The sequence below is a fragment of the Croceitalea dokdonensis DOKDO 023 genome (assembly GCF_001306415.1).
Taxonomy (GTDB): domain Bacteria; phylum Bacteroidota; class Bacteroidia; order Flavobacteriales; family Flavobacteriaceae; genus Croceitalea; species Croceitalea dokdonensis.
This window is the reverse complement of sequence record NZ_LDJX01000003.1, coordinates 393,173-413,110: the sequence shown is the minus strand read 5'-3', so window position 1 is coordinate 413,110 and position 19,938 is coordinate 393,173. Positions and strand designations below refer to the sequence as shown.

General features: G+C 42.9%; 17 protein-coding genes and 1 tRNA gene. 10 read left to right on the top strand and 8 right to left on the bottom strand.

Annotated features, from left to right (window positions below; translation table 11 throughout):
• The first annotated feature begins 12 nt into the window (after positions 1-12).
• The 3 genes from I595_RS08915 to I595_RS08905 are packed head-to-tail and all read left to right on the top strand — an operon-like array spanning position 13 to position 4,984.
• Entirely contained in the window at positions 13-1,164 is a 1,152-nt protein-coding gene (locus I595_RS08915) for an imelysin family protein (RefSeq protein WP_054559061.1), read from the top strand.
• Positions 1,165-2,532, top strand: coding sequence for an HTTM domain-containing protein (locus tag I595_RS08910; RefSeq protein ID WP_054559060.1), 1,368 nt, complete (start codon positions 1,165-1,167; stop codon positions 2,530-2,532).
• Positions 2,513-4,984, top strand: a complete 2,472-nt coding sequence (locus I595_RS08905; protein ID WP_054559059.1) for a TonB-dependent receptor — start codon at positions 2,513-2,515, stop codon at positions 4,982-4,984. Before I595_RS08910 ends, I595_RS08905 begins: the two co-directional genes overlap by 20 nt.
• A gap of 84 nt (positions 4,985-5,068) precedes the next feature.
• Here the strand turns inward: I595_RS08905 and I595_RS17580 are convergent, their stop codons facing one another.
• From I595_RS17580 to I595_RS08870, 8 genes are all read right to left on the bottom strand, one after another.
• Entirely contained in the window at positions 5,069-5,770 is a 702-nt protein-coding gene (locus I595_RS17580; protein ID WP_054559058.1) for a helix-hairpin-helix domain-containing protein, read from the bottom strand.
• The gene (locus I595_RS08895; protein ID WP_157449705.1) at positions 5,767-6,192 is read right to left on the bottom strand and encodes a hypothetical protein; all 426 of its coding nucleotides are present in this window, start codon (positions 6,190-6,192) and stop codon (positions 5,767-5,769) included. The genes I595_RS17580 and I595_RS08895 overlap by 4 nt, the downstream gene beginning before the upstream one ends.
• A 727-nt stretch (positions 6,193-6,919) precedes the next feature.
• Positions 6,920-7,057: an Arm DNA-binding domain-containing protein gene (locus I595_RS17740; RefSeq protein WP_157449704.1), complete on the bottom strand. Its 138-nt coding sequence runs from the start codon at positions 7,055-7,057 to the stop codon at positions 6,920-6,922.
• A 214-nt stretch (positions 7,058-7,271) separates the two neighbouring features.
• Positions 7,272-7,345: transfer RNA gene (locus tag I595_RS08890), tRNA-Asp, on the bottom strand.
• Positions 7,346-7,470: 125 nt separating this feature from the next.
• Positions 7,471-8,400, bottom strand: a complete 930-nt coding sequence (locus I595_RS08885; protein WP_054559056.1) for a DUF58 domain-containing protein — start codon at positions 8,398-8,400, stop codon at positions 7,471-7,473.
• A 72-nt stretch (positions 8,401-8,472) separates the two neighbouring features.
• Entirely contained in the window at positions 8,473-8,790 is a 318-nt protein-coding gene (gene trxA / locus I595_RS08880; RefSeq protein ID WP_054559055.1) for a thioredoxin, read from the bottom strand.
• A gap of 270 nt (positions 8,791-9,060) precedes the next feature.
• Positions 9,061-13,455: a DNA polymerase III subunit alpha gene (gene dnaE, locus I595_RS08875; protein ID WP_054559054.1), complete on the bottom strand. Its 4,395-nt coding sequence runs from the start codon at positions 13,453-13,455 to the stop codon at positions 9,061-9,063.
• Positions 13,456-13,716: 261 nt separating this feature from the next.
• The gene (locus tag I595_RS08870; protein WP_054559130.1) at positions 13,717-14,172 is read right to left on the bottom strand and encodes a ferritin-like domain-containing protein; all 456 of its coding nucleotides are present in this window, start codon (positions 14,170-14,172) and stop codon (positions 13,717-13,719) included.
• A gap of 265 nt (positions 14,173-14,437) precedes the next feature.
• Between I595_RS08870 and I595_RS08865 the strand changes: the two genes are divergently transcribed.
• From I595_RS08865 to I595_RS08835, 7 genes are all read left to right on the top strand, one after another.
• Positions 14,438-15,025, top strand: coding sequence for a 30S ribosomal protein S16 (locus I595_RS08865; RefSeq protein ID WP_054559053.1), 588 nt, complete (start codon positions 14,438-14,440; stop codon positions 15,023-15,025).
• Positions 15,026-15,034: 9 nt separating this feature from the next.
• Positions 15,035-15,562 (top strand): ribosome maturation factor RimM, encoded by a 528-nt coding sequence (rimM, locus tag I595_RS08860; RefSeq protein WP_054559052.1) that lies wholly within the window; start codon positions 15,035-15,037, stop codon positions 15,560-15,562.
• Between the two features lie 142 nt (positions 15,563-15,704).
• Positions 15,705-16,457: a tRNA1(Val) (adenine(37)-N6)-methyltransferase gene (locus tag I595_RS08855; RefSeq protein ID WP_054559051.1), complete on the top strand. Its 753-nt coding sequence runs from the start codon at positions 15,705-15,707 to the stop codon at positions 16,455-16,457.
• Positions 16,458-16,509: 52 nt separating this feature from the next.
• The gene (locus tag I595_RS08850) at positions 16,510-16,932 is read left to right on the top strand and encodes a hypothetical protein (RefSeq protein ID WP_054559050.1); all 423 of its coding nucleotides are present in this window, start codon (positions 16,510-16,512) and stop codon (positions 16,930-16,932) included.
• 82 nt (positions 16,933-17,014) lie between these two features.
• The gene (locus tag I595_RS08845) at positions 17,015-18,193 is read left to right on the top strand and encodes an acyl-CoA dehydrogenase family protein (RefSeq protein WP_054559049.1); all 1,179 of its coding nucleotides are present in this window, start codon (positions 17,015-17,017) and stop codon (positions 18,191-18,193) included.
• 254 nt (positions 18,194-18,447) lie between these two features.
• Positions 18,448-18,798 (top strand): hypothetical protein, encoded by a 351-nt coding sequence (locus I595_RS17575; protein ID WP_054559048.1) that lies wholly within the window; start codon positions 18,448-18,450, stop codon positions 18,796-18,798.
• Positions 18,749-19,717, top strand: coding sequence for an aminotransferase class V-fold PLP-dependent enzyme (locus tag I595_RS08835; RefSeq protein ID WP_217997187.1), 969 nt, complete (start codon positions 18,749-18,751; stop codon positions 19,715-19,717). Before I595_RS17575 ends, I595_RS08835 begins: the two co-directional genes overlap by 50 nt.
• The last annotated feature ends 221 nt before the right edge of the window (positions 19,718-19,938 follow it).

The window sequence follows — 19,938 nt, the reverse complement described above, 5'->3', positions numbered from 1 at the left end:
AAAGTTTATGCTATGAAAAGAAAATTTTATTGGATAATCCCCATTTTTGCAGTCCTTTTTATTTGGGCTTGTTCCTCAGATGGCGATGATACCGAAACCCCAACAGATGATGTGGGAATGACCGACGATGATGACGGAACTTCGGCTACTTTTGCACGGGGAGCCATGTTGGCCAACTGGGCGGACAATATCATTTTGCCTTCTTATAACGCTTTTTTGACTGATTTGGAGGCCTTGAAATCCGATTTTGGAACCTTCGAAAATGACAGAAGCGAAGCCAACTTGGTAGCATTGCGCACAGCTTGGATAACTGCTTACAAAAGTTGGCAGAACATTTCTATGTTTGAAATAGGTCCAGCCGAGGATAATGGTCTACGCTTAACTATTAACACCTACCCAACAGATGTAGACTTAATTGAAAGTAACATTACTGCTGGGACTTATAATTTTGAATTGTCCTCAAATCGCGACTCAAGGGGGTTCCCTGCTCTTGATTATCTTCTAAATGGCATTGCGGATACGGATACCGATATGGTTGCAGTTTTTACTAATGCAGCAACAGGTGATGGTTATGTAACTTATATTTCAGATGTAATCAATGACATAGAAACCCGGGTAACTACCGTGAGGAATGCTTGGCAAAATGGATATAGAGCCACTTTTGTCGAAAACGATGGTTCTTCAGCCACTGCTTCCGTTGACCGTTTTGTCAATGATTTTATTTTTTACTATGAAAAATTCCTTCGTGCAGGTAAAATGGGAATCCCACTGGGTGTTTTCTCACGTACCCAAGCACCCAATTTGGTTGAATCTTTTTATTATCCCCAACTTTCGAATGAGTTGTTCTTAGATGGGTTGACTGCCGTAGAAAACTTTTTTAATGGTGTTGCTTTTGGTACTGAGGATTCTGGGGAAAGTTTGGCTTCTTACCTTGTTGCTTTAGGGCGCGAAGACCTCAGGGACGATATTCAGACCCAACTCAACAGCGCAAGGTCGGCCATAGTTGCCCTTGAGCCGTTTCGAACAGAACTGGAAACCAATAATCCGGCCGAAGCAATGTTTTCTGCTTATGATGAAGTTCAGGCAGCGGTTGCGATGTTCAAGGTAGATATGGTTTCCGCAATGAGTATTGCCATCGATTTTGTTGATGCAGATGGCGACTAAATGAAGCAGATAGTCCAAACATATCTTTCTAAAAAAACGGAGGCCGCCACATTGGCGGTCTTTCGTATTTTGTTTGGATTGATGATGGTTTGGAGTGTGATTAGATTCTGGTATAACGGTTGGATTGAAAGTCTGTATTTAGAACCCAAATTCCATTTTTCCTATTATGGCTTTGAATGGGTAAAGCCAATAGGTGATTGGACATACCTGCTTTTTATACTATGTGGTTTGGCCGCTATTTTGGTCACTATTGGTTACAAATACCGAATGGCCATAATCATATTTTTTCTTTCGTTTACCTACATTGAATTGATGGATAAGACCACCTACCTTAACCATTACTATTTTGTAAGCGTTCTATCTTTCTTACTCATTTTTATCCCTGCCAACGCCTATTTTTCATTAGATGCCAAATGGAATGCCAAGAAACGGTTCCAGTTTGTTCCAAAATGGAACGTTGATGCGATAAAATTGCTCTTGGCAATGGTTTATATCTATGCGGGTTTAGCTAAGTTGAACTCAGATTGGTTGCTAGAGGCTTTGCCCCTGAAAATTTGGTTGCCTTCCAAAGCCCATATTCCGGTGATTGGGGAAATGATGGGGTACCAATGGGTACATTACGCATTCAGTTGGTTTGGGGCTTTATATGACTTGACCATACCATTTTTCTTGTTATTCAAACCGACCCGCTGGTTCGCCTTTTTCTTTGTGGTGGTTTTTCATATCATGACTGGGATATTGTTCAATATTGGGATGTTTCCTTATATCATGATTGTCTCTTCCCTTATCTTTTTCAGTGGCGGGGTACACCATCGAATAGTGAAATTCTTGGCCAACATCTTTAAAATAAATAAATCCCTGTTTGATAATGGTGTTCAATTCAATCTGAAACCTAGATTCCGCAAAAAACTGGTGTATGTGGTGGTTACCCTTTTTTTTGTGATTCAATTGCTGCTGCCATGGCGTTATTTAACCTATCCTGGTGAACTGTTCTGGACAGAAGAAGGGTACCGGTTTTCTTGGCGGGTCATGCTCATGGAAAAAGCTGGATACGCCCAATTTAAAATAGTTGACGGACAGTCCGGAGCCTGGTTTTATGTGGATAATTCCGATTTTTTAACTCCTTTTCAGGAAAAACAAATGAGTTTCCAACCTGATTTTATCTTGGAATATGCCCATTACCTAAAGAAACATTTCGAAAGTCAAGGACATAAAAATATTGAAATATATGTGGAAAGCCAAGTCACCCTTAATGGACGACGTAGTACCGATTATATAGACCCGACCGTAAACCTAGTTGGTGAAAAAGAATCATTTCACCACAAAAAGTGGATAATTCCTTTTAAAGATGAGATTAAAGGTATTTAGTTCGATTTTTTTGTTGTTAGTAGCGGCCTCACTCTACGGTCAGCAGAATTTCCAAGGGCTGGTGATAAATGAGTCAGGAACTCCCATATCAGATGCCGAAGTCTTCGTTAGGCAGACCCAAACCTTGGCAGTTACGAATGAAAACGGGGAATTTATTCTCGAAAATGTCCCGGATGGCACTTATGATGTGGTGGTCTTTGCTTTTGAGTATCGCGTTTTGGAGCAGACCATAGATATTTCTTCATCGACCCAACTTCGTTTTCAATTAGAGCCTTTGTCAGCCCATAAGCTTTCGGAGGTGGTCATTACCCAAGAACGTGAAAAGGTCTTTGCGCTTCAAAAATTAAAAACCGTCGAAGGAACGGCAATCTATGCGGGTAAGAAAAGTGAAGTCGTTTTGGTAGGCAATATTCCGGGTAACTTGGCAGCGAACAATCCCCGGCAATTGTACAATCAAGTCGCCGGCCTAAATATTTTTGATTACGGTGATGCAGGCCTCCAATTGAACATTGGGGGCAGGGGATTGGACCCTAATAGAACGGCAAATTTCAATGTACGTCAAAATGGTTATGACATTAGTGCTGATGCCCTTGGTTACCCAGAAAGTTATTATACCCCACCGGCAGAGGCCCTGGACCAAATTCAGGTTGTTCGTGGCGCGGCGTCATTACAATATGGACCACAATTTGGGGGCTTGGTCAATTTTAAGTTCAGGAAACCAAATCCGAATAAAACCATTGAATGGGTCTCCAGGCAAACGGTAGGATCATTTGATTTAAAGACCAGTTTTAATAGCCTTTCTGGAACCGTTGGTAATTTTAGTTATTATACCTATTTCAATTATAAGGAAGGGAACGGATTTCGACCAAATTCAAGATTCAATAGCCGTAATTATTACGGCCACTTCGAATACCAATTATCCGCCAAAACCAGTCTTGCGTTTGAGACTACCCTTCTTAATTATTTGGCCAAACAGCCTGGAGGTCTCACCGACGTGCAATTCCTGGAAAATCCTGATTTTAGTAATCGTGAGCGCAATTGGTTCGATGTGGATTGGAAGTTGTTCTCATTACGCCTGGAACATCAGTTTTCCAACAATACCGATTTTAGTTTAAATCTATTTTCTCTTGATGCCTCAAGAAAAGCATTGGGTTTTAGAACGAATCGAGTATCACAGCCAGACGATCCAAACGAGCCTAGGGAATTATTGGTGGACAATTTTTATAACTGGGGAGCAGAAGCACGAATATTGAATCGCTACAAGATAAAGGAATCTGATGCAGTATTGTTACTGGGTACCAAATATTATCAGACCTCAAACGATCAGCGGCAGGGCCCGGGAAGTAATGCCAATGGACCGGATTTTTCTTTCGCTGATGATGAATTTCCAAATTACGAGCGCCAATCTCAATTTGATTTTCCTAACCTGAATTTGGCCCTTTTCGGGGAGAACATTTTTAATTTATCCAAGACATTTTCTCTAACACCCGGATTCCGGTTTGAATACATCAAAACCGAAAGTGAAGGGAGTTTCAGAAACATTGTGCTTGATTTGGCCGGTAATCCCCTATTGAATGAAGAAATTCCAGATGATCGAGCTTTTGAACGTAACTTTTTATTGCTAGGATTGGGAGCCTCATTCAAACCCTCCACCTCCCTAGAGGTATATGGCAATTTCTCACAGAATTACCGATCGGTGACCTTTAGCGATATTCGAGTGGTAAATCCCTCATTTCAAATTGACCCGAATATTTCAGATGAAGATGGCTTTACTGCAGATATAGGTGTACGGGGTAGATTGAAGAATACATTCACCTATGACTTCAGTGCTTTTGGTCTATTGTACGACAATCGTTTGGGTGAAATACTTAGAAACGAGACTCGTACAAATGGAAATGGTGAAGAGATAGAAACTGGTAGGGTGGTGCGTTTTCGAGGAAATATCGGAACTGCCTTTATCTACGGGCTAGAATCCTTTGCTGATGTAAACATCAAAGAAATAGTTTTTCCAAGTCTCGAAAAGGCAAAACTGAATTTCTTTGTGAATTTAGCACTGACCAATTCAGAATATACCCAATCCGACCAGAACAATGTAGAAGGTAATCAGGTAGAGTTTATTCCTGATGTTAATTTAAAGACTGGCCTAAGTCTTGGATATGGTAATTTTTTGGGCAGTTTGCAATACACGTTTTTATCAGAACAGTTTACAGACGCTACCAACGCACCGCAGGATGTAAACGATAACCAACGTGGAATCGAAGGAACCATTCCAGCCTACGACATTATGGATTTCTCTTTATCATATTCATGGAAAATGCTCAAAGTGGAAGCCGGGATTAATAACCTATTGGATAATTCCTATTTTACCAGAAGAGCCACAGGTTATCCAGGGCCAGGTATCATTCCTGCCGAGCCCAGAACATTTTACACTACCTTACAATTAAAGCTCTAAAAGAATACACAAGAAAAATCCCATTCCATTGCACATGCGCGAGAACGGGACATTTCGGTATAGAAATATTTCAGCTTTAGAGCGCTATTCCTTTAAATAAACAAAGCGTTCCAATCGGGAAAGTTCTTTTTCATCGACATACTTGCCAATTTCTTTCCTGAACTGCTCCATATTGGCATAAGGGCGATATTCTTCAAATTCGTGTGCCATTCGATTTCCCACGCCAGGCAATGCTTTAATATCTTCCTCGGATGCACTATTTAGTTCCACAGGTACGAAAACATAATTTTCATAACGCGCTACCTCCGCTTCGTCCACATATTTTCCAATTTCCCTTCGAAATTGTTTAATGCTTTCATAGGGTCGATATTCTTCAAATTCATGGGCCATACGGTCGCCTACCCCAGGCACCATTTTAAAATCGGCCTCTGCAGTGGTGTTTAGGTTCAACGGAACAAAAATCTTCGTGTACAGTTCAGATTTATTTGTTTTAGTACCCAAAATGGAATTAAAAGCATCCATATCTAGAAATGGTCTTTGTTCTAAAATAGCTGTAACCAATTCTGATGATAAACCAATACCGTTCAAATCTTCTTCTGTGGCCAGGTTGGCATTTAAAACAGTGGTTGATTCCATGCCTTTGGTTTCTTCCATGTTACTGGAATCAGAATCCATTTCTGTTTGTTCTGACGAATCCCCATCGGGATTTTTCTTTGCTTCGTTACAGGCGCCTACTGTGAAACCCATTAAAGTGAAGGCGACTACTAATTTGGTAAACTTTCTCATTTTTTTTGTTTAAGTAATAATAGATATGAATAACCCAGTAATGCCAATACAAGCATACTGCAAGGGGCGAGAGCAGGTAAAGCTCCAGATAGACTTTCAATAAAAAGATTCCATGTGGTCTCTGTGGGCCTCATCTCCTGCTCAAACTCATAGTTAGCATTCAGATGTAAAAAAGTACCATAAACCCCACTAAGTGCAGTTAAGCCAAGTAGCAGTTTGAACAGTACTTCCGCTAATTTTGTTCCCTTAAGGATAAGAACAAATAAAAGTCCCACGGAAAATCCAATACAAAGAATAGGAATTAGTTGCAGTGCGTCTTCATAATGGCCCAATAGATACAATTCTAAGGATATACCAAGAAGCATAAACAGGAAAGCCGTAAGAATGACCCGCTTCAATCGAAAAAAAACTATTCTTTCCACATTTTCTGACATAGGTGCTTCAAAAATACAATCGAAGACCTAGCGAAAAAAACTATTTAGATGAATTCTAAATATAATCAGCAAGAATAAGGTTTGAAATAAAAAAAGGGAGCTAGTGCTCCCTTACTACTTTTTAGTAAGTATCTAGGCAATTGCCCTTGGGGCCCAACTAGAGCATGACATCTCTGGAGATGCTTTGGTCGGGTGCGGACAATTTGCGGCTTTGAAACGAAGGCATGTTCCACATGACATGTTGTTTCGCAAATTGTTCTTCATATCAAAACTGTCACAAGTGTGACGTTCGTTGACCTTTATATTGTGCTGTGCACAGGTATGGTCATTTTTGAAGTTGTTGCAGTTAACGCAATTTTGAGCTAATCGAATAGACATGGCAATTTCTTTTTTTGATTAATAGTTCAAAATTAGGTTCCATTGCAATTAGAAACAATTTAAATAGTTGTAAATCAATTATTTATATTTAGATTGATTAAAGAAAGTAGGCTAAAAGCCAAATCTTTCACATCAATAAAACATGAATAAGTTGTTGCAAACCCGGTACTTGATTCCGTGACATGCTAAAAGTGCAGAGCAGGAGTTACCTACGTCAATGACTACAACATATTGAATTTTGCATTGGCATTGGCATTGGAATATTGCTGGTTATCCTACATTGATCGCGGCAATGTATTTAAATTATGAAACAGAAGGATTTCCCCTTATCATCAAGTTACTCATCAATACGACGACCTAAACTGAATTCACTCCGCTTGCCATTAATGGTAACACGAGCGTAAATCATAGCCTTTCCATCGGTATTAGACTTTAATTTTTTAGGGTAAAAAAGGATGTTCAATTTGCCGTACACAGGTGAGTGTTTTAAATGCTCACCAGAAGGTACGAAAAACAAATGTTAAAATTTCTTTGTAAAATTTTCTTTAACAGTGAATTACATCGATTCTGGTGTGCATTTTTTGAGGGATAAAAGAGGGACCGATTTCCTCCTTTTTTATATGGTTTCAAATGTTAAATTTTGACATCAAACAAAATAAAAAAGCCCTCAATTTCTTGAGAGCTTTTTGCGGTCTGGACGGGACTCGAACCCGCGACCCCCTGCGTGACAGGCAGGTATTCTAACCAACTGAACTACCAGACCAATGATTTTACCTTAATTTGCTTAAGACCTCCGCAACAGCGGAATTCAAATCTTGTTCAAATGCTTTTTGCAAAGCGCTTGCAAATATACACCGCTTTTTGGTTCAAGCAAACTATTTTTTAATTTCAGCTAAATTTTTGCCTTGCCACAAAGAAGGTGTTCAGTACGGTAGAAAAATCGTCCTGTACCCTGGCCTCCACGTATTTGATTTTATATTGGGCGCACTTTAACTTTAACTGATCCATGTAGGCACCTATCTCTATTTGGTAGGCCTCTCGTATGCTATCTGCATACAAATCCATATGCTCGCCGGTTTCTACATCTACAAAACGTTTGGGACGGTTGTCAAAATCAAAATTTACTTCGTGGGTCTCATCCGTTAGATGAAAAAGTACAATCTCGTGCTTGTTATACGTCAAATGTCGTAACGCTTCAAAAAGTTGGTCTTGCTCCACTTGGGGCTGTAGCATATCGGAGAATAAAAAGACCAAGCTCCGGCGATGCAGTTTTTCGGCAATCAGGTGAAGGTGCTCATAGGTGTTGCTGGCCTTTGAAGGATTTTTATCCCGGACCACCCCATTTAATTGGTCCAATAACATCTGAAAGTGCCTCTGGCTACTTTTCTCCCCACTGTAAAAGTTATAATCATCCGAGTAAATACTTAGGCCAACGGCGTCTCTTTGTTTTTTTAGGGCATGCATAATGGCCGCTATGGCCAGCACACCAAAACTTACCTTATTCAAATGGTCTAACCGCGGGTTTTGCACCTCTGGGTAGTACATGGAGGCCGAGTTGTCCAATATCATATGGCAGCGCAGATTGGTTTCCTCTTCATAGCGCTTGGTGTACAATTTGTCCGTTTTGGCAAAAAGCTTCCAGTCTATATGCTTGGTGCTTTCGCCCGTATTATAAATCTTATGTTCCGCAAATTCCGCAGAAAACCCATGGAACGGACTTTTATGGATGCCACTAATAAAACCCTCTACCACTTGTTTGGCGAGCAACTCCAAATTGGCAAAGAGTTTTGAGGAATTTAATTGGTCCCGGATGTTCATAACAGCTCCTAATATAACGCAAAAAGACCTGGTACTGCCAGGTCTTTTCCAAAACTTTAACGGACCGCTTTTTTATAACAAAGCGTCTATGGCTTCCGTATACACGTTTTTAGGGGATACCCCTACTTGGCGACTTACAATTTCGCCATCTTTGAATACCAAAACGGTAGGGATGTTCCTAACTCCGTACTTGGCCGCAAACTCTTGGTTGGCGTCCACATCTACCTTACCGACAACGGCCTTGCCCTCATATTCTGCACTCACCTCGTCAATAATGGGACCTACCATTCTACAGGGTCCGCACCAAGCGGCCCAAAAATCCACTACAACGGGTTTGTCACTTTTTAATACAACTTCATCAAAAGTTGCGTCTGTTATTTCTAATGCCATGATGTATATTTTATCTGTTTGCAAATTTAGTCAAATATGTTGCCCATTCCTTACTTGGTAAAAATACCTTTTGGCTATGTGGTTATCAATCAAATTTATAGCCTTATCCAACCTAAACTTATAGTGTATATGCCTCCAAAGCCCTTACCCTTCCCTTTGCGAATGCCTTACAATTTAGAAACTTAGCGTAACCCAGAGCGCATCATGCCAGAACCGTACCACCTTCTCCAGCAACTTCTTTGGCATCTGGGTGGGGATACTTTGCAGAAACTAGTTTAATTTGTAATGGACCTCTTGTTCTTCCAGCTGGTGCAACAATGCACTGGTAATCTGTACTTTTTGCTTTCGGCTGCTTAACTTAAGTTTTATTTCTTCCTCCATCTCATAAATCACAAAATTAAGTGGATGGTTGCCCTTGTGGGATGCCAAGGTTTCTTTTAGGGTATGTATGCGCTGCTCTTGTAAGCGGTCAATATCCAATTTAATGGTGAGTTTTTTGGCACTATTTTCCATCACGTCCTGTAACTGGGCAAAACCATTGAACTGCATGCGTGGCTCCCCCTTTTTACCGGTATCCCTGCTTACCCAACCCTCACGGACATATATTCTAAGGTGGACAAAGGAATTGATCATTAGAAAATGCCGGAACTTAAGGTATTCTTCCCCAAAAATCCTGAATTCAAAGGATTCCGTATAGTCCTCCATGGTAAATGCCGCCCAGCCTTTTCCGTTTTTTGAAATACGATGTTGCACATCCGTAATGACCCCGGCAAGGGTAAGTTCACGGTTCACATACTTTTCCAAATGGTTAAGATGGGAAATACTGGCATTGCAAAAAGCATTGATCTCTGTTTTAAAATCGTCCAGGGGATGTCCGGAAATATAAATGCCCACCACTTCTTTTTCCCGGCGTAACTTTTCCATGGTACCCCATTCCTCACAAGGCGGCACCACAGGTTCCGGTATCTCTGCCTCACTCATTCCGCCGAACATATCCATCTGGGAGGAATTTTTGTTTTCTTGGTATTTGGCGGCAGATTTGATCACTTTCTCCAAAAATGTGACCCCATCGCCTTCTTGGTGAAAGTATTGGGCCCGATGCGTGCCCCCAAACGAATCGAACCCGCCTGCCACGGCAAGGTTTTCAAAGGCCTTTTTGTTGGCCGCCCGCAAGTCTACCCGCTTGGCCAGGTCAAAAACGGAATGGAAATGCCCATCTTTTTTACGGTTCTCCACAATGGTTTCCACGGCAGAACGCCCAACGCCTTTTACCGCGCCCATCCCAAAACGTACGGCGCCATCTTTGTTTACCGCAAATTTGTAGTAAGATTCATTAACGTCTGGACCCAGAACTTCCAGCCCCATTCGCTTACATTCCTCCATAAAGAAGGTCACCTGTTTAATATCGTTCATATTATTGCTCAATACAGCCGCCATATATTCCGCCGGGTAATGCGCTTTTAGGTAGGCGGTCTGGTAGGCTATGTATGCGTAACAAGTAGAGTGGCTCTTATTAAAGGCATAGGCTGCAAAAGCCTCCCAGTCCTTCCATATTTTTTCCAGGATATCCTTGGGATGTCTATTGGCTTGGCCCCCTTCCAAAAACTGGGGTTTTAATTTTTGTAGTAGGGCAAAGATTTTTTTGCCCATGGCCTTACGGAGCATATCCGCATCACCCTTGCTAAAATTGGCCAGTTTCTGGGACAACAACATCACCTGCTCTTGGTAGACCGTAATCCCGTAAGTTTCCTTTAGGTACTCCTCCATATCTGGCAGGTCATAGGTGATTTCCTCGTTGCCGTGCTTTCTGGCAATAAACTTGGGAATGTATTCCATGGGCCCAGGACGGTAAAGTGCGTTCATGGCAATGAGATCGTCAAACACCGTGGGCTTCAGGTCCTTCATGTGCTTTTGCATCCCGGGAGATTCATACTGGAATATCCCTACCGTATCACCCCGCTGAAAAAGTTCATAAGTTTTTTCATCATCCAGCGGAAAATCATCCGGAACCAAGTCAATCCCATGTTTGGCCTTTACTATTTTAACGGTATCCTTGATTAGGGTCAGGGTTTTTAATCCCAAGAAATCCATTTTTAAAAGGCCGGCACTCTCCACCACGGAATTGTCGAACTGGGTCACGTACAGCTCGGAATCCTTTGCGGTTGCCACGGGTACAAAATTGGTAATATCGTCCGGGGTAATGATGACCCCACAGGCATGTATACCGGTATTACGGACGGAACCCTCCAAGGTCCTGGCCATGTTTATCGTTTGGGCCTCCAGTCCCTCCTCCTCAGAAATATTGAGCAGTTCATTTACTTTTTCCAAATCTTCTGCCCTAAACTTTTTCTTTAGTTCGGCTTCAGATTTCCCAAAAATCTTACCCAATTTGGACATGGTGGGAATAAGCTTGGCAATCCTATCCGCATCATTTAACGGCAGATCCAATACCCTTGCTGTATCTCGGATGGACGACTTTGCCGCCATGGTACCGTAGGTAATGATCTGTGCTACCTGGTTGGCTCCATATTTATTGATAACATAGTCCATCACGCGTCCACGGCCTTCATCATCAAAGTCAATATCAATATCGGGCATGGATACCCTATCCGGATTCAAGAACCGCTCAAAAAGCAAATCGTATCTCAGCGGGTCAATATTGGTAATGGTCAGACAATATGCCACTACCGAACCCGCGGCAGAACCACGCCCTGGCCCTACGGAAACGTCCATATTTCGAGCTTCGCGGATAAAATCCTCCGTAATTAAAAAATACCCAGGATAGCCAGAGTTTTTAATGGTATCCAACTCAAAATCAATCCGTTCCCGTATCTCATCGGTAATTTCACCATAGCGTTTTTTGGCCCCTTCATAGGTAATGTGCCGCAAATAAGCATTTTCCCCACGGTTGCCTCCATCTATGGCATCCTGCGGGTCTTTGTACTCCTCCGGAATGTCGAACTTTGGAAGCAGTACGTCACGCGCCAGTTCAAAAGGCACTATCTTATCAATGATTTTCTGAATGTTAAAAATCGCATCCGGCCTATCCTGAAATAGGGCCTTCATTTCTTCTTGGGACTTAAAATAATACTCTTGGTTGGGCAGGCCATACCGGTAACCACGTCCCCGCCCTATTGGGGTGGCACGCTTTTCCCCATCCTTTACGCAAAGTAGGATATCATGTGCCTCCGCATCTTCCTTGGCACAGTAATAGGTATTATTGGTGGCAATGACCTTAACATCATGCTTGGCGGCAAACTTTAGCAGTACGGCATTCACCCGATCCTCATCTTCTTGACCGTGGCGCATCAGTTCAATGTACAGATCGTCGCCAAACTCTTTCTTCCACCACAAAAGGGCCTCTTCGGCCTGGTTTTCGCCCACATTTAGAATCTTGCCCGGCACTTCACCATAAAGGTTGCCCGTGAGTACGATAATATCCTCTTTGTATTTTTTGATGATGTTCTTATCGATGCGCGGTACGTAATAAAACCCGTCCGTGTAGGCTAAAGAAGACATTTTTGCCAAATTGTGGTAGCCGTTCTTGTTTTTGGCCAAAAGCACAATTTGATAGCCATAATCCTTAACATTTTTGTTGCTATGGTCTTCACATACAAAGAATTCACAGCCAATAATCGGGGTGATTTCTTGGCCCACGTCTTGCCCATGTTCCCCCGGGTTGGCCTCCGCTTCTTCCTTTGCCGCCTTTACGGCTTTGTTGTGCGCGTTAACCTCCTTTACAAAATGAAAGGCCCCCATCATATTGGCATGGTCCGTAAGCGCCACTGCGGGCATCCGCTGATCTGCGGTAGCCTTTACCAATGCTTTGATGTTGATGGTGGACTGTAGCACGGAGAATTGGGAATGGTTGTGCAGATGGGCAAAGGGAACCTGTTCCAAGGAGGCCTTATTCTCCTTGAGCTCCTCATGGGAAACCCCTCCCGTATCCGCATCCCAAAGGGCATCGGCAATTTTTTTGGACGCTTTCTTAAGGTTGATATGTTTTAGGCCGATGAGCGCTATCTCCTGTGGATTAGCCTCAGAAAACTTTTGAAAATAACCAGGTTGGACGTCTAGCTGTTCTTTTGTGAACTGCTTTCTTCTGATCAGCTCTAAAAAACACCTTGTGGTCGCCTCTACGTCCGCCGTTGCATTGTGTGCTTCGGCAAAGGGCTTATTAAAAAGGTATTGGTGGAGCTCGGTTAAGGTGGGCAGTTTAAACTTGCCACCCCGCCCTCCGGGAATTTGGCAGAGTTGGGCGGTATGCTCCGTACAGGTGTCCAAAACAGGAAGCGATTGCAAAGGGTTTTCCACGCCCATGCGATGAAACTCCGCTCCCATGACATTGACATCAAAACCCACGTTTTGACCCACAATAAACGTGGTCCTTTCCATGGCCGCATTAAACTTTTGAAGCACAGTGGCCAAGGGGATTCCCTGTTGTTCTGCCAATGCGGTGGAAATCCCATGTATCTGTTCCGCCTCATACGGAATATTAAAGCCTTCTGGCCGTACCAAATAATCCTGGTGCTCTACCAAGCGCCCCATATCATCATGCAACTGCCATGCTATTTGTATGCAACGTGGCCAGTTGTCCGTATCTGTAATGGGGGCGTCCCAACGTTTGGGCAAGCCTGTGGTCTCTGTGTCAAAAATCAGGTACATATATGGATGTCAATTAAAAACCGTCAATTCGAGTGTTTTTGGGCATTCCAAATTATATCGAGAATAGGTTTTGGAAAGTCGGTTCTCGATACAAAATCCCAAAGGGATTTTACTCGAACTGACATTAAAACTATTTTTTAGTATTGAAAAGAATAAAAATAGCCAAAAGGCCTTTTGGGAGAAAATAGAATTGTAAGGAGTTATCAACCATAAAAAAAGTCGGACAGGTGTCCGACTTTTTATTAACTAAATAGTAGTGTCTTAGGACACGGCACTTTCAAAAATTTCTGCAGTTTCCAAAGTTTCCCGTATGGCATTGCGCTGTCTCATCAACAGACTTTCCGTCGTTGGGGGCAATACAAATTCTTTATCGTGCAAGATATCATTATAGGTTTCTATCGCTTCTTTTTCTCCACGATTGACCTCTTCTAACATAGCTTCCTCATTGTTATTGGAGAAAAATGTTTTGAGGTCTATCCAATTTCTATGGAGTGTGCCTTTAGTACTTCCCCCTTTATCTGGGCTTTGCCCGAAGGATTTGATTTCATCTTTGAGTGCATGACCAAATTCATATCGCTGATTTACCCGCTCTTTAAAAAATTTCTTTAACGTTGGGTTCTCTACTTTGTCGGCTGCTTGTTTAAATCCTTTTTCAGCATCATACGTTCTTTCCAACAATTCATTCAATTTGTTTGACATTTCTACGGTGTACTTCATTCTATCTATCTTCATTTTTAATTCCAATGTTATTGTCTTTCAATAACTTACACTCGTTAATATACAGGTTTTAAGCAGAAAGTCAAGCCTAGGGCCTGCTTTAACATAGATTTATGGTCCTAAACGGCGCATGTTAAGGGATTTAACTTTTTATCCCATTGTAAGGACTATTGTAAAAATAAATGTATTTTTGCAGCCGCCTAATCGATGGGCGAATTAAAAAGAATTAATAACCTGGGTCGGGCACCCTACAAATTAATGTGATATGCCAGTTAAAATTAGATTACAGAGACACGGTAAAAAAGGAAAACCATTTTATTGGATCGTTGCAGCGGATGCAAGGGCTAAAAGAGATGGAAAATTTCTTGAAAAATTAGGAACCTACAATCCCAACACCAATCCTGCCACCATTGACGTTAATGTGGACAATTCCGTAAAATGGTTGAGCAACGGGGCACAGCCAACGGATACCGCTAGAGCCATCTTATCCTATAAGGGCGTGCTTTTAAAGCACCATTTATTGGGCGGTGTACGCAAAGGTGCATTGACAGAGGAGCAGGCCGAGGAAAAATTCAATGCCTGGATCGCTGAAAAAGAAGCTGCCGTGCAGGCCAAACGTGATGGACTGAGCAAGGAAGAGGCCAATGCCAAGGCAAAAGCGTTGGAAGCGGAAAAAGAATTCAGCGAAAAACGTGCCGCTGCGGCAATGCCAGAAGTAGAAGAAGCTACGGAGGAGGTTGTTGAGGAGACCTCTCCTGTTGTTGAGGAGGCGGTTGCTGAAGCAAATGAGGAAGCTCCCGTAGCCGAAGAAGCTGCGCCAGAAGCCACCGAAGAAGAATCTCCAAAAGAGTAATTGAACACCATGCGCAAGGAAGATTGTTTCTACTTGGGCAAAGTGGTTTCCAAATACAGTTTTAAAGGTGAGGTATTGGCCAAAATTGATGCCGATGAACCTGAGCTTTACGAAAACATGGAATCAGTGCTTGTTTCTTTAGGAAACAACCTGGTTCCATTTTTTATTGACAAATGCCGTCTCCATAAATCTGCCCTATTGCGGATAGATTTTGAAGGGGTTAAAGATGAAGCGGCCGCAGACCGCATCCTAGGGGCTGAACTTTACCTGCCCTTAACGCTCTTGCCGCAGCTTTCCGGAAACCAATTTTACTACCATGAAGTGATCGGATTTGAATTGATGGATGCACAACATGGCCCTATTGGCACTATTGTTTCCGTAAACGATTCATCTTCCCAAGTGCTTTTTGAAGCCAAGAAAGGAGACAAAGAACTGTTGATTCCCGTAACCGACGCCATCATTTCCAAGGTAGACCGCCAGAACAGGACCATCCACGTAAGCACACCGGAAGGGCTGGTGGAATTATATCTAGGATGATGATTTTTAAAAAATCTTACCTGTAGCGTTGATGGTAATCTAGTATCAAACTCGGTTGGGCCAATGTCCGATTCCTATTTTTACATCAATGCTGATAACCATCAAAACAGCAAACTATACTTTTGTTTCTAGACCACCATAGATGAACAAACCATTTAAATTCAAACAATTCACCGTACAGCAAGACAGATGCGCCATGAAAGTGGGGACAGATGGGGTGCTTTTAGGGGCTTGGGCATCCATTGAACATCAACCACAACGCATTCTGGATATTGGCGCGGGCACAGGGCTTTTGGCACTCCAAATGGCCCAACGTTCCCATGCAGAAACCATTGATGCCCTGGAATTGGACAATGATGCCTATGAACAATGTGTGGATAATTTTGAAGCTTCTGCTTGGGCGGATAGACTGTTCTGTTATCACGCCAGTTTTGGAGAATTTTTAGAAGAATCCATGGAAGATCAAACGCTTTTGGAAGAGCCGTATGACCTCATCTTATGCAACCCACCTTTTTACGAAGCTCCCTCAGAATTTGACCATCAGCAAAAAGATATCCCAGAAAACCGAAAAAAAGCACGGTTTTATAACTCCTTGCCTTTTGAGGAGCTTTTGTCTGGAGTAGGCCATTTACTCTCCGAAACAGGGAAATTTGCCACCATTATTCCGTTTAAGGAAGAACAAAGATTTGTTTCCCTAGCTAGGACAAACAGTCTGTTCCCGGTCCGTGTCACCCGGGTCAAAGGCAAAAAAACCACTAATATCAAGCGATGTTTATTGGAATTTAGCTTTAAGGAACAGCAGGCGGCGACAGACTTACTTGTCATAGAGACCGATCGCCACCAGTATACGGCAGATTATATAGGCCTTACCAAAGCATTCTACCTAAAAATGTAATGTTAACGCAACAAATTGGCAAATGCGGTATCTTAGGGTAAAGTATGTTGTTATGAGATACATTACCGTGCTACTATTATTTTTTATCGTTTCCTGTTCCAAGGAAGATCGTTTGGTTTTTGACGCCAGCACCAACCAAGAATGGCGCTTGGTATCCATGTCCGGTTCCGATGGCAGCGTTACCCAAGGAGAATCCATGGAGTGGCAAGAATCCTACCTATTTCGTACAGATGGGACATTTACCAAATCAAGGACCGCAGATGGCGGTACCCTCAATGCTTCAGGAAGTTTTGAGCGCAAGGAAATGAACGGGGAAAAACAACTATTGCTCAATTATACGGAAGCCAACGGTATTGTAGGTAGCTGTTTTGGAACAGCAAACGAAACCCTGATCTTAGACAACGACGAGAAACGTTTACGCAGTACATGGTTGGCTTGTGACGGTCCAGGATTGATTTATGAGCGCATAGATTAGGTGATACAAACCTTACAGGCATATCACAACACTTGCGTTAAAAGTTAGTTTTCGTTAGTATCTTTGATAAAAATCCATTGCCATGAAGCCAGACCTGTTTGAAGCCCCAGACTATTACCATCTAGACGATTTATTATCAGAAGAACATCTGTTGGTGCGCGATGCGGCCCGCCAATGGGTAAAAAGGGACGTCTCCCCCATCATAGAGGAGTATGCACAAAAGGCAGCATTTCCAAAACAGATTATTGGCGGCTTGGCGGAGATCGGGGCATTTGGCCCATACATACCGGAGGCGTATGGTGGGGCAGGATTGGACCAAATAAGCTACGGACTCATCATGCAAGAAATAGAACGTGGGGACAGCGGTGTACGCTCCACTGCCTCGGTACAATCATCTTTGGTGATGTATCCTATATTTGCCTATGGTACGGAGGAGCAACGCAAAAAATATTTACCCAAATTGGCCACAGGGGAATGGATGGGCTGTTTTGGTTTAACAGAGCCCAACCATGGCTCCAACCCTGGTGGTATGGAAACCAAATACAAGGATATGGGAGACCATTATTTACTGAACGGTGCCAAACTCTGGATTTCCAACTCCCCTTTTGCGGATATTGCCGTGGTGTGGGCAAAGAATGAGGAAGGCCGAATTCATGGTCTAATCGTGGAACGGGGTATGGAAGGCTTTTCCACTCCAGAGACCCATAACAAATGGTCGCTTCGTGCCTCTGCTACTGGAGAGCTTATATTCTCGGATGTAAAAGTTCCTAAAGAGAATTTACTCCCCAATAAATCTGGTTTGGGTGCCCCTCTTGGTTGTCTAGATTCTGCTCGATACGGAATTGCTTGGGGAGCCATTGGTGCTGCCATGGATTGCTATGACACCGCCTTGCGCTATGCAAAGGAGCGTATGCAATTTGGAAAACCTATTGCAGCTTTTCAGCTACAACAGAAAAAATTGGCCGAAATGATAACCGAAATTACCAAGGCACAACTATTGGCATATCGCTTGGGACAATTAAAGAACATAGGAAAAGCTACCACGGCACAAATCTCCATGGCCAAACGCAACAATGTGGAAATGGCCATTAAGGTTGCCAGGGAGGCAAGACAAATATTGGGAGGTATGGGTATTACCGGTGAGTATAGCATCATGCGCCATATGATGAACCTAGAAAGTGTAATCACCTACGAGGGTACCCATGACATCCATTTATTGATTACAGGCGCCGATATTACCGGGCATCAGGCATTTAAGTAACATCATGTCAACCGCCTTTGGGTAGCTTTGAGTGCCTTTAGAAATAAACTGCTGGATAGTATAGGGCCAACTGCAGGGTTTTGGATGCTAATTCCTATCCTTTCCGTTGTACATTATCGGGAGTTTTTTGCGTACCCTTAAGCTTCCTAAGGACCAACATCGTTAAAGGTACCCTATTTCAGGTTTTTAACTTTCCACCCCCGTATTCCATCAATTCCATGTATTTTTAGGGATATTCTCCGTTAAAAATTGTTATGGACCAAAGTTCTAGACGTACGTTTTTGCAACGCATTGGAAAAGCCGCTGTTGGCACAATGGCCTTGCCTGTGTTTGGAAAAGATCTTGGTTCCATTTGGGAAACCACCGGAATTACTTCCCCTGCCAGTGACGAACCCTACTGGGAACTTGTAAGGTCTCAATTTAAGCTAGCAGAAGGACTTCATTACTTCAATAATGCTTCGCTCGGAGCTTCATCAACCCACATACAACAAGCTACCAATACCTTTAGAAACACCTTAGACGGTTTTCCTTCCAGATATATGTGGGGCGGTTGGGATGAGGCGAAGGAAGAGGTACGACAAAAAGTGGCAGAATTATGCGGTTGATGCCGAAGAAATTGCGTTGATCCACAATACCACCGAAGGGATGAACCTCATCGCACGAAGTTTTGACCTACAGCCCGGGGATGAGGTGATTCTTGCCGATCACGAACATTCCAGCGGTAGAATTCCCTGGGAGGTCTGGCAGGAGACCAAAGGCATTACCCTGGTAAGGCCCATCCTGCCGCTCATCCCCAAATCTGTTGAAGAGCTGGTAGAAGTGTATAAAAAAAGCATCACCCCCAGAACCAAAATAATTTCTATGTGCCATATGGTAAATACCAACGGGATGATTTTACCGGTTAGGCAAGTGGCGGAAATGGCGCACAAAAAAGGAATTTTAGTGGCCGTGGACGGCGCACAAACCGCCGGAATGTTTGCTATTGACCTGCATGAACTGGGCTGTGATTTTTATACTGCCAGCGCCCATAAATGGCTATTTTCACCTAAAGGAATTGGGGTGTTTTATGCAAAAAAGGAATCTCAGAGAAAGTTAAAACCCCTTATGGTGGCCCGCGGCCATATGGACACCAGTATCCGAAGGCTAGAGAATTACAACACCAGGAATTTACCCGAAGTTTTGGGACTAGGGGCTGCCGTAGATTTCCACAATACCTTAACCACCAAAAAAATACACCGGCGTACCTATGAACTCAAAGACTATTTCCGGTCAAAAATTAAGGATGATGCTAGATTCCTCATAAAAACACCAGCGCCCGACCAATTGTCAGCAGGCATCCAAGTGGTGGAGGTCAAAGGCAAAAAAGTGAAGGATGTCAAAGAAGAACTTTGGGAGGCCTACGGAATTGATTGCAGGCCCATGGGGAGCCATGGGCTCAATGCGTTACGATTGTCCTTTGCCATTTACATTACAAAACAGGATATTGATTATTTGGTAAATGCCCTTAGGGCAGTGGCTGGCTAACCTTTCTTATGGAAGGTCCGCGTTTATAACTTCACGTGCCAAACCTACCATAACCAACGTAAATGCCTTATGGCCAAAATAAGCGTAGTGCTCTAGGGTAATTGCAAGGCCTTTTAGCTCCATGCCAACCCAAAAGTTACCCGTCACCACAAACCTGCCCTACTTCACAACAATAATTTCAAAAGGACGGGTTCCCTGCCTACATTTACCACGTAATAAAT

Excerpts from the sequence above, each read along its gene's own strand:
- I595_RS08915 (WP_054559061.1), top strand. The coding sequence starts at position 13 with ATGAAAAGAAAATTTTATTGGATAATCCCCATTTTTGCAGTCCTTTTT.
- I595_RS08910 (WP_054559060.1), top strand. The coding sequence starts at position 1,165 with ATGAAGCAGATAGTCCAAACATATCTTTCTAAAAAAACGGAGGCCGCC.
- I595_RS08905 (WP_054559059.1), top strand. The coding sequence starts at position 2,513 with ATGAGATTAAAGGTATTTAGTTCGATTTTTTTGTTGTTAGTAGCGGCC.
- I595_RS17580 (WP_054559058.1), bottom strand. The coding sequence starts at position 5,770 with ATGAGAAAGTTTACCAAATTAGTAGTCGCCTTCACTTTAATGGGTTTC.
- I595_RS08885 (WP_054559056.1), bottom strand. The coding sequence starts at position 8,400 with ATGAACATCCGGGACCAATTAAATTCCTCAAAACTCTTTGCCAATTTG.
- trxA (WP_054559055.1), bottom strand. The coding sequence starts at position 8,790 with ATGGCATTAGAAATAACAGACGCAACTTTTGATGAAGTTGTATTAAAA.
- dnaE (WP_054559054.1), bottom strand. The coding sequence starts at position 13,455 with ATGTACCTGATTTTTGACACAGAGACCACAGGCTTGCCCAAACGTTGG.
- I595_RS08870 (WP_054559130.1), bottom strand. The coding sequence starts at position 14,172 with ATGAAGTACACCGTAGAAATGTCAAACAAATTGAATGAATTGTTGGAA.
- I595_RS08865 (WP_054559053.1), top strand. The coding sequence starts at position 14,438 with ATGCCAGTTAAAATTAGATTACAGAGACACGGTAAAAAAGGAAAACCA.
- rimM (WP_054559052.1), top strand. The coding sequence starts at position 15,035 with ATGCGCAAGGAAGATTGTTTCTACTTGGGCAAAGTGGTTTCCAAATAC.
- I595_RS08855 (WP_054559051.1), top strand. The coding sequence starts at position 15,705 with ATGAACAAACCATTTAAATTCAAACAATTCACCGTACAGCAAGACAGA.
- I595_RS08850 (WP_054559050.1), top strand. The coding sequence starts at position 16,510 with ATGAGATACATTACCGTGCTACTATTATTTTTTATCGTTTCCTGTTCC.
- I595_RS08845 (WP_054559049.1), top strand. The coding sequence starts at position 17,015 with ATGAAGCCAGACCTGTTTGAAGCCCCAGACTATTACCATCTAGACGAT.
- I595_RS17575 (WP_054559048.1), top strand. The coding sequence starts at position 18,448 with ATGGACCAAAGTTCTAGACGTACGTTTTTGCAACGCATTGGAAAAGCC.
- I595_RS08835 (WP_217997187.1), top strand. The coding sequence starts at position 18,749 with ATGAGGCGAAGGAAGAGGTACGACAAAAAGTGGCAGAATTATGCGGTT.